Source organism: Micromonospora sp. URMC 107, assembly GCF_051386315.1.
Lineage (GTDB): Bacteria > Actinomycetota > Actinomycetes > Mycobacteriales > Micromonosporaceae > Micromonospora.
Map to the genome: position 1 here is coordinate 1 of NZ_JBPQTK010000188.1, position 8,296 is coordinate 8,296.

At 76.4% G+C, this 8,296-nt stretch carries 10 protein-coding genes and 1 pseudogene; 5 read left to right on the top strand and 6 right to left on the bottom strand.

What is annotated here, in order from left to right; translation table 11 throughout:
- The 3 genes from ACSNN9_RS26675 to ACSNN9_RS26685 all read right to left on the bottom strand — a co-directional run.
- Positions 1-1,688: sulfatase-like hydrolase/transferase (locus tag ACSNN9_RS26675; RefSeq protein WP_436676011.1), on the bottom strand; the 1,688-nt coding region annotated here is incomplete at its 3' end.
- A gap of 67 nt (positions 1,689-1,755) precedes the next feature.
- Complete coding sequence (locus tag ACSNN9_RS26680) at positions 1,756-3,180, bottom strand: methyltransferase (protein WP_436676001.1); 1,425 nt, start codon at positions 3,178-3,180, stop codon at positions 1,756-1,758.
- A gap of 9 nt (positions 3,181-3,189) precedes the next feature.
- Positions 3,190-3,339: a hypothetical protein gene (locus ACSNN9_RS26685; RefSeq protein WP_165947858.1), complete on the bottom strand. Its 150-nt coding sequence runs from the start codon at positions 3,337-3,339 to the stop codon at positions 3,190-3,192.
- Between the two features lie 187 nt (positions 3,340-3,526).
- Here ACSNN9_RS26685 and ACSNN9_RS26690 point away from each other — a divergent pair, with 187 nt between their 5' ends.
- Positions 3,527-3,922: a VOC family protein gene (locus ACSNN9_RS26690; RefSeq protein ID WP_436676003.1), complete on the top strand. Its 396-nt coding sequence runs from the start codon at positions 3,527-3,529 to the stop codon at positions 3,920-3,922.
- Between the two features lie 12 nt (positions 3,923-3,934).
- Here the strand turns inward: ACSNN9_RS26690 and ACSNN9_RS26695 are convergent, their stop codons facing one another.
- Together ACSNN9_RS26695 and ACSNN9_RS26700 are read right to left on the bottom strand one after the other, a co-directional pair.
- Positions 3,935-4,081, bottom strand: a complete 147-nt coding sequence (locus ACSNN9_RS26695) for a hypothetical protein (protein WP_436676004.1) — start codon at positions 4,079-4,081, stop codon at positions 3,935-3,937.
- A gap of 49 nt (positions 4,082-4,130) precedes the next feature.
- Positions 4,131-4,817 (bottom strand): helix-turn-helix domain-containing protein, encoded by a 687-nt coding sequence (locus tag ACSNN9_RS26700; RefSeq protein ID WP_436676005.1) that lies wholly within the window; start codon positions 4,815-4,817, stop codon positions 4,131-4,133.
- A gap of 37 nt (positions 4,818-4,854) precedes the next feature.
- Here ACSNN9_RS26700 and ACSNN9_RS26705 point away from each other — a divergent pair, with 37 nt between their 5' ends.
- On the top strand, positions 4,855-5,706 hold the full coding sequence (locus tag ACSNN9_RS26705; RefSeq protein ID WP_436676007.1) for an arginase family protein: 852 nt from the start codon (positions 4,855-4,857) through the stop codon (positions 5,704-5,706).
- Between the two features lie 36 nt (positions 5,707-5,742).
- On the opposite strand, the gene ACSNN9_RS26710 is transcribed toward ACSNN9_RS26705, so the two are convergent.
- Positions 5,743-5,976, bottom strand: coding sequence for a hypothetical protein (locus tag ACSNN9_RS26710; RefSeq protein WP_436676008.1), 234 nt, complete (start codon positions 5,974-5,976; stop codon positions 5,743-5,745).
- Positions 5,977-6,148: 172 nt separating this feature from the next.
- Between ACSNN9_RS26710 and ACSNN9_RS26715 the strand changes: the two genes are divergently transcribed.
- The 3 genes and pseudogenes from ACSNN9_RS26715 to ACSNN9_RS26725 all read left to right on the top strand — a co-directional run.
- Positions 6,149-7,096 (top strand): serine/threonine-protein kinase, encoded by a 948-nt coding sequence (locus ACSNN9_RS26715; protein WP_436676009.1) that lies wholly within the window; start codon positions 6,149-6,151, stop codon positions 7,094-7,096.
- A gap of 124 nt (positions 7,097-7,220) precedes the next feature.
- A complete protein-coding gene (locus ACSNN9_RS26720; RefSeq protein WP_089000686.1) occupies positions 7,221-7,649 on the top strand; it encodes an OsmC family protein in 429 nt (142 codons plus the stop codon).
- A gap of 304 nt (positions 7,650-7,953) precedes the next feature.
- Positions 7,954-8,296 (top strand): annotated as a pseudogene (locus tag ACSNN9_RS26725) (hypothetical protein); the annotation flags it as partial.

Sequence of the window (8,296 nt, forward strand, 5' to 3'; positions counted from 1 at the left end):
CCCCGGTCGCGCCGCCCGCACCCCATCCGCTGGTGGGCACGGCCGTCGGCGATGGGGGTCGGCTGGCCGGGGCGGTCGTAGAAGACCTTGCCCGCGTCGGCGCGCGGGGCCTGCCGGGCGGACCGGCCGTCGACCGGCCACGGGAGCCGGACGGCCGCCTCGTCGGCGATGGTGGGCAGCAGGTCGACGTGCTGCCAGTTCCGGTCGTCGATCCGCCCGGCGCGCTGACCGGGGGTCTTGACGAACGTCGGCACCCAGGCGACCTCGCCGGGGGCGGTCCGGATGGCGTCCATGCCCCGGCCCTGGGCGCCCCGGGTGAAGCTGACGCCGTGGTCGGCGGTGACCACCAACAGGGCCTCGTCGTAGAGACCGCCGGAGCGCAGGGTACGCAGGGTCTGACCGATCAGCCGGTCGGTGTAGCCGAGCTGCGCGAGGTGCCGCCGGCGGGCCAGCTCCGCCCAGCCGTCGCCGTCGTTCGGCAGGTCCCCCGGGGCGTCGTAGCGCGCCCCCGACGGCAGGTACGCCCACGGCGAGTGCGGCATCAGCAGGTGCAGGAAGTGCAGGGTGGGCCGGGGCGCCGGCCGCAGCCCGGCGAGGAAGCTGGTGAACCGGGCCGGCTGGTTGTCGTCCAGGCTGTCCCAGCGGAACTTCGGGTCCGCCGGGACGGGCTCGGCGGCGTCGATGCCCGCCTCCGCGCGGGTCCGCTCACGGTACGAGTCCTCCGGGTCGACGCGGCTGTCGACGGGGGCGGTCACCTGGCGCAGCAGCCCGCCGGCCTGCCGGATGAGGACGCCCATCCCCTGCTCCGGGCTGACCGGCTGCTCGCAGCGGCTGGGCGGGCAGAGCCGGGTGATGCTCTCCTCGGCGCGGACGTCGTACAGGCCGCCGAGGGCGGTGAAGAGGTTGTCCGGGTACTGCGAGTAGTGCGGCGCCGCCGCCCGCTGCGGGTACCGGCCGGTGAGCATCGCCGGCAGCGCGTAGGGCGTCCAGCCGCTGACGCCGGTGGCGTTGCGGTACCAGGTGGAGCCGGCGGCCAGCTCGGCGAAGTGCGGGAACCGGGCGGCGTCGATCCGCCCGTCCGGGCCGAGCAGGGACACCAGGGGCAGCTCGTCGAGGACCAGCACGACCACCGGCGGGTGGTTGCCGGGCCCGGCCACCCCGGCGGCGCCGCCCTCGCCCCGGGGCAGCACCACCGTCGAGGTGGGCGAGGCGAACACGAACAGCCCCACGAAGAGCAGCGGTCCGGCCGCGGCCAGCCGCAGTGCCCGCCCGGGCGCGCGCCACCGCCGGTGTGCGGCGGCCCCGGCGGCCCCGGCCACCGCGGCGAGCAGCAGCAGCGGTACGCCCCGCAGCGGCGTGCCGTGCCGGCCGACCTGCACGGCCAGCGCGGCGAGCAACAGGCCGACCAGCAGGGTGTGCGTCGCCGACCGGGCGGCGCGTCCGGCCAGCCGGGACAGCGCGCCGAGCAGCGCCACGGCGGCGGTGGGCGCCAGCGCGACCAGCGCCACCAGCAGCAGGATCTCCCCGCGGTCGGCCCGGTGGAACAGGAAGAAGTCGGGGCTGCGCCCGAGGACGTCCAGCAGCGGCTGGGTGACCACGAGCCCGACCAGCGCCACCACCTCGGCCAGCCGGCCCAGCTCCGTACGCCAGCCGCCCGGCCGGCCACCGGAGGGCCGGTCACCCGGCAGCCGGTCATCCGACGGCCGGTCACCCGGCGGCCGGTCGCCGCACGCGCGGTCCGGCCCGGATTGCGGCTCAGCCACCCACGACCGCCGCGTAGAGCGTCCGGGTGCCCGAGGGCAGGTCCAGCCGCCGCGCGACCCGGCAGCGCGCGGCGAGCAGCCGCTCGAACTCGGCCGGTCGGTAGTCGGGGAAGAGGCCCTCGGGCTTGTTGGCCAGCAGCCGGCGGGCCATCGGATCCTCGGGGTGGACGAACTCCACCACCAGGCGGGCGCCGGGGACGGCGAGGCCGACGAGCCAGTCCAGCACCTCGGGCAGGGGCACGTTGCGCCCGATCGCCAGGTGGTGCACCACGGCCAGGGCGAGGACCGCGTCGGCGCCGGCCCGGTCGGCGAACGAGGCCCGCTCGACGCCGCGCCAGCCGCCGCCGGGCGACGGGTCGGCGAGGTCCATCACCAGGGGCAGGATCCGCCGCTCCCCCGCCGCGCGGAGATCGCGGTAGAGCCCGTCCACCACGCCCGGGTCCTGCTCGACCGCGACGACGTAGTCGGCGTGCCGGGCGGCGAGCCGGGCGTACCGGCCGTCGTTGGCGCCGAGGTCCAGCGCCAGGCGGGGCCGCGGCCCGTCGGCCAACGCCTCGGCCACGAAGCGTTCCTTCGCGGCCCGGTCGTCGGCGGTGTACGCGCAGGTGCGCTGGTAGTCGACCCAGTGGCTGGCCGCCGGGCGGGGCTTTAGGCGGCGGACGAGCCTCTCGATGCCCCGTACGGTGGCCAGCGCCAGCTCGCGGGAGTAGCCGGCCGCCCGCAGTTGGGACCGGACGTCGGCGGTGCTGGCGCGGGCGTTGCGCCGCTGCATCGCGTCGTGCAGGTGCACGTGCGTGGGTACGCCGGGCAGCAGCCGCCGGGCGCCGCCGAACAGCCGGCGCATCTGGTCGGGCTCGATGCCGTCGACCCGGGCGCGCAGCCAGGGCTGGAAGTCCAGCCCGAGGTGGGCGCCGAGCAGCAGCGGGTAGAGCAGCGTCTGGCAGAACTGCCGGTACCCGGCCCAGGGCTCGCCGTCGCGGGCCGGGGTGAACGAGCCGACGTCGATGAACACCGGTTCGGCGCCGCGCCACTGGAGGTTGTACGCCGAGCCGTCCTTCGTGGTGAACCCGGCCGGCAGCGCCGCCCGCAGGATCTCCAGGTGCAGCAGCGCCGCGTCGCGGAGCATGGTGAAGGACCACTCGTACGGGTGGGAGACGAACGGGATGCGCTCGTGACGGAGCACGGCGGCCCACCGGTCGCCCGACGGCACGGCCGGCGACTCGACCGCCTCGGTGCCGCACACCTTGCCGGCGGCCAGCAGCGGCGGGAAGAACTCGCTGGCGGTCAGCGCCCGCCACTCCCCGGCAGCCCGCTCGTCCAGCCCGCGCAGCACGTCGCCGTCGAGGTGGAAGACCCGGTTGGCGGGGTCACGGAAGGAGCCTGGCTCGGTGCGCAGACCGGTGCGGGAGTTCACCATCGGCCGGGGTCAGCGCTGGTCGGTGGGCTGGCGGCGGAACCGGTCGACCAGTCGCCGCCAGTAGAGCTTGGCCGCCACCGCGGCGCCGGCCACCCCGCCGACCACCGCCTGCACGATCAGGCTGCCGGACCCCGCGTCCAGGTAGGCCAGGTGTTCCACCGACCGCTCCTTCCCTCGCGTCTCGAGACCGGCGTACGCAGGCAGGACCCCTTGGGGCATTTGCCCGGAAAGCCGGACTTGCCTGACACGCTACGCCGATCGTCCCGGCCGTGAAGGCCACACCGGCACTCCGTCCGCCGTCCGTTCCGTTCAAGACGCGCGCCCGGGGCCTGCCTACCGTGGGGCCATGGCACCGACACTCGACCTCATCGGCATGGTCACCAGCGACCTGCCCCGTTCCCTCGCCTTCTACCGGCGGCTCGGCCTCGACATCCCGGCGGACGCCGACACCGCGCCGCACGTGGAGGTCACCCTGCCCGGCGGGCTCCGGCTGGCCTGGGACACCGCCGACACCGTCCGCACCTTCGACCCGGACTGGCGGCCCGGGGCCGGCGGCGGGGCCAGCCTCGCCTTCCGGTGCGCCGACCCGGCCGAGGTGGACCGGCTCTACGCGGAGCTGGTGGCGGAGGGCCACGAGGGCCACCTGCCCCCGTGGGACGCCTTCTGGGGCCAGCGGTACGCGGTGGTGCGCGACCCGGACGGCAACGGCGTGGACCTGTTCGCCCCGCTCCCGGGAGCCTGACCGCCTGCCGGGTCATCGACCCTCCGGGATGCGGCTGGTCTCGACGCGGGCGATGAGCTGCTTGAGTTGGGCGATCTCCTCGGCGAGCACGCTGCTGCCGGCGGGGGTGAGGGTGATCCAGGTGCGACCGCGCCGACCCTCGTAGCCGTGGCGACGCACGATTCGGCGTCGCTCGGGTCGACATGGCGATGGCGTGCCGTAACCCCGCTCAGCGGGGCAGCAGGGCGGTCGGCGGCACGCCGGCCAGGTCGCGCACGTCGCGGGTGAGGTGGGCCTGGTCGGCGTAGCCGCAGCGGGCCGCCACCTCGGCCAGCGGGATGCCGGCGCGGGCCAGCGCCAGCGCGCGCCCCATCCGCAGGATCCGGGCCAGGGTCTTCGGGCCGTACCCGAACAGGTGCCGGGACCGACGGTGCAGGGCGCGCGGATCGAGGCCGACCTCGGCGGCGGTCGCGCTCACGGTGACGCCGGCGGCCAGCGCGGCGGCGACCCGGGCGGCGATCGGGTCGGGCCCGCCGGCCGCCCGCAGTCGCCGCGCGGCGATCTCCGTCAGCACGTCGGCCGGGGCCGTCTCCGCCCGCTCGGCCAGCCGGGCGACGTCCCGCTCGCCCCACAGCTCGGCCAGGGGCACCCGCCGGTCGCGCAGCTCGATCGCCGGTACGCCGAGCACCGCCGGGCCGGTGCCCGGCGGCAGCCGCAGCCCCACCCAGCGCTCCGCCGGCCCGCCGCCGCTGAGGTGGGCGGTGCGGTCCGGCCCGGCCACCACGAGCCCGAGGCGGCTCGACCAGAGCAGGTCGACGCAGCCGTCGGGGAGCACCCTGGTCGGTGCGGCGCCCGCCGTCGTGGCGCTGGTCCAGAGCACCGCGCCGGCGAACCCGGCCGGACGTTCCCGGTACATGCCGCCCAGCCTGCCACGCTCGGGCTAGCCTCCGGGTGTGCGATGGTCGGTGTTGGACGCTCCCCTCGACTCCTCCGGACGCGGCCGGGGCGAGCACCGGGCGCCCGCCGCGCTGCGGGCCGCCGGGCTGCTGGGCCGGCTGGGCGTGGCCGACGCCGGTGGGGTCGACGCCCTGATCACCGACCCGGTCCGGGATCCGGAGACCGGGGTGATCGGCGTCGACCAGGTGCGCCGCGCCGCCCGCGCGATCGCCGTCCGGGTGACGACGCTGATCGGCACGGGGCGCCACCCGCTGGTGCTCGGCGGCGACTGCGCGATCCTGCCGGGCATCCTGCAGGGGCTGCCCGCCGGCTTCGACCTGTGGTTCCTCGACGCCCACCTCGACTTCGAGGACGGCCGCACCTCGCCCACCGGCGAGGCGGCGGACATGGACCTGTCGATCGTCACCGACCACGGCCCGGCGGGGGTCCTCGACCGGGAGGGGCCGCTGGTCGACCCCGACCAGGTGCACGTGCTCGGCCACCGGCCGCTCGACCGGGCCACGGACGGCAGGGAGGCATCCCGGGTCGACCCGGCCGTCCGCCTGGTGCCGGCGACCCGGATCCGCGGCGCCGACGCGGCGGCGGTGGGCCGGGAGCTCGCCGTGGGTACGACGCCGGCCTGGCTGCACCTCGACCTCGACGTGCTCGACCCGCTCGTGCTGCCGGCGGTCAGCTACCCGGAGCCGGGCGGCCTGGACTGGGCCGACCTGATCGCGCTGGCCCGGCCGCTGGTGTGTTCGGGTCGGCTGCTCGGAATGAGCGTCACCGACTTCAACGCCGACGAGGACCCGGACGGGCGGCACGCCGACCGGATCGGGCAGGCCCTCGCCGAACTGCTGGCCGACTGAACGTCCACCCGCGCGTCAGCGGGCGGCGGGCGCTCCTCACTCCGTCATGCCGGCCGGATAGGTGTGCACGAAGCGCATCGTCCAGGTGCCGCCGTCGGCGCGATGCTCGCGCTGGTAGAGGTGGTCCGGCCCGCCGGCCGTGGCCGGCCCGGCGCCGTCGGGGTGGCGCAGGATCCAGTGTGCCGGCGGGGTGCCGTCCGGCTCGGCCGGCAACGCCCGGACCAGGTCGTGGGCCGGGCCGCCGACGAAGCGTACGGTCACCTCGCTCATCCGCGCGCCCGCCTTTCCCGCGTACCGCCCCGACACCGGCCCTGGCTCGCAAGCTACCGCAGCGCAGGGCGGCACCGCCCGGATCCGGCGGCGGTTTGCCCTGATCGGAGCCCGGGTACCGCAGCTCTGGGCGGCCCGTCGCGGGACGGGCCACGAGCACAGGGAGCGGTCGATGAGAACGCTGGACGGGCGGTACCGGCTCGAACAGCGCATCGGCATCGGCGGCATGTCGGAGGTCTGGCGGGCCCACGACGCGGTGCTGGACCGGCCGGTCGCGGTGAAGGTGATGTCCCCCGGGCAGGAGGGCCAGGACACCTCCGTGGAGCGCATCCGCGCGGAGGCCCGCTCCGCCGCCCGGCTGGTGCACCCGAACGTGGCCTTCGTGCACGACTTCGGCACCTGCGGGACGGCCCCCGAGGGGCAGGTGCCCTACATCGTCATGGAGCTGGCCGAGGGCGAGACGCTGGCCGCACACCTGCGCGCCGGGCCGCTGGACTGGCGCATCGCCGTCCGGGTCTGCGCCGAGGTGAGCGCCGCGCTGGCCGCGGCCCACGCGCACGGCATCGTGCACCGCGACGTCAAGCCGGCGAACGTGATCCTGACCCCGGCCGGCGTGAAGGTGCTCGACTTCGGCATCGCCACCCCGTCCGGCACCCCCGACCGGTCGCCGGAGGGGATGGTGGTCGGCACGCCGGCCTACCTCGCGCCGGAGCAGCTGGAGCGGGCGCCCGCCACCCCGGCCGCCGACATGTACGCCCTCGGCGTCCTGCTCTACTACTGCCTGACCGGCCGGCTGCCGTACCAGGCGGGCACCACGACCCAGCTGCTCGGCGCACGCCGGCGGCAGCCGCCGCTGCCGCTGCCGGAGATCGAGGGGCTGCCGCCGGAGGTGGCCGACCTGTGCGCGAGCTGCCTGGCCGACGACCCGGCCGACCGGCCGACCAGCCTGATGGCGGCACTGCTGCTGGCGGAGGCGGTGGACGCCCGGGTGTACGTGCCGCTGCGGCAGCCCACCCCGCCGCGGCAGCGCGGCGGGTCGATGTCGCCGTGGACCGAGCGGGCGGCGGCAGAGGTGACCGAGGCGGCCCCCCTGCCCGACTGGTCCACCCAGGCCGGATGAGCGTCCGGCGCACCGGCGTCGTGGGCCGCCTTCGGCAGGCGCCCTCCGGCCCTCCCGCCGGCCACCTGCGGTTTCACCGCCCTGGTGCCGGGTAGCCGGGCGGGTGAGCGACGGGAGGAACGCGATGCCGGAATCGAGCTCCTGGCTGAACGAGACGGCCACCGCGACCGCCGAGGGCGGCCACGTACGCACCGACGACGGAAGCCTGTCCACTGCCCTGGCGTCCCCGCTGGCGCCGCACTGCTCGGGGCTGACCCCCGAGCAGCTGCTCGCCGCCGCGTTCGCGTCCTGCCTGCACCACGCGGCGGTCGAGGCGGCGGGCGAGATCACCGACGAGGCGCACACCGTGCAGGTACGCGCGGAGGCGAAGCTCGGGCGCGACGACGACGGCCGGTACCGGGCGGACGTGCACGCGTCCATCTCGTCCGCCGGGCTCAGCCGGCAACAGCTGGCCGAGCTGGTCGAGCACGCGGACCGGCTCTGGCCCTTCTCCAGCGGCGACGGCAGCCGGCACCGGCTCACCGTGACGCCGGCGGAGAACGGCCGGCACTGACCGGCCGGCGGGTGAGCCCCGGGGTGGGTCGGGTCCCCTCGGGGGCCGACCCGCGGTCGTCCGGGGGTCGGGAACGGCCTCCACCGTTCGGTGGAGGCCCTGCTCCGCCCCTCCACCCCGACTCAAGATCGACTCTTCGCCCGATAAGCCCACCCTTATCGGATAAAGGCGAAAGATTCGACAAGAGGAGATGGTGGAGATGATGGCCCGGCGGGCGTATTCGACCCGCAGATCGGCGCAAATTGTGGCGCATGCCACCAAGCAGGCCGATGGCAAGAGGGGCTCGCCTTTCTAACCTCGGCGGGTGCACCACGACGACCACCCCGCCCAGAAGCTGACCCAGGATCGGCCGGCCACCCGCCCGGACGATCCCGCCTCGACCGAACGGACGACCGGCCGTCATCGCGCTCCGGAGCGGCAGCGTCGCGGCGGCCGGGCCCTGCTCGCCTCGACCCCCGTCCGGGTCGCGCTCGCCACCGGCGTGACCTGCTGCCTCGGCGTGGCCGCGTTCGCCGGCACGCGCGACGACGCCGACGCCGCGCGGGAGCCCGTGGTCGAGGCGCTGGCCGAGCGGTCCCTCGACGACGACCGCGCCTCGCGGTCGCTGGACCGGGCCGTCTCCCCCTCCCCCACGCTCAGCCCCAGCC

Bases quoted from the DNA above. Each gene is read 5' to 3' on its own strand.
- ACSNN9_RS26680 (WP_436676001.1), bottom strand. From the start codon at position 3,180: ATGGTGAACTCCCGCACCGGTCTGCGCACCGAGCCAGGCTCCTTCCGT.
- ACSNN9_RS26690 (WP_436676003.1), top strand. From the start codon at position 3,527: ATGGCACCGACACTCGACCTCATCGGCATGGTCACCAGCGACCTGCCC.
- ACSNN9_RS26700 (WP_436676005.1), bottom strand. From the start codon at position 4,817: ATGTACCGGGAACGTCCGGCCGGGTTCGCCGGCGCGGTGCTCTGGACC.
- ACSNN9_RS26710 (WP_436676008.1), bottom strand. From the start codon at position 5,976: ATGAGCGAGGTGACCGTACGCTTCGTCGGCGGCCCGGCCCACGACCTG.
- ACSNN9_RS26715 (WP_436676009.1), top strand. From the start codon at position 6,149: ATGAGAACGCTGGACGGGCGGTACCGGCTCGAACAGCGCATCGGCATC.
- ACSNN9_RS26720 (WP_089000686.1), top strand. From the start codon at position 7,221: ATGCCGGAATCGAGCTCCTGGCTGAACGAGACGGCCACCGCGACCGCC.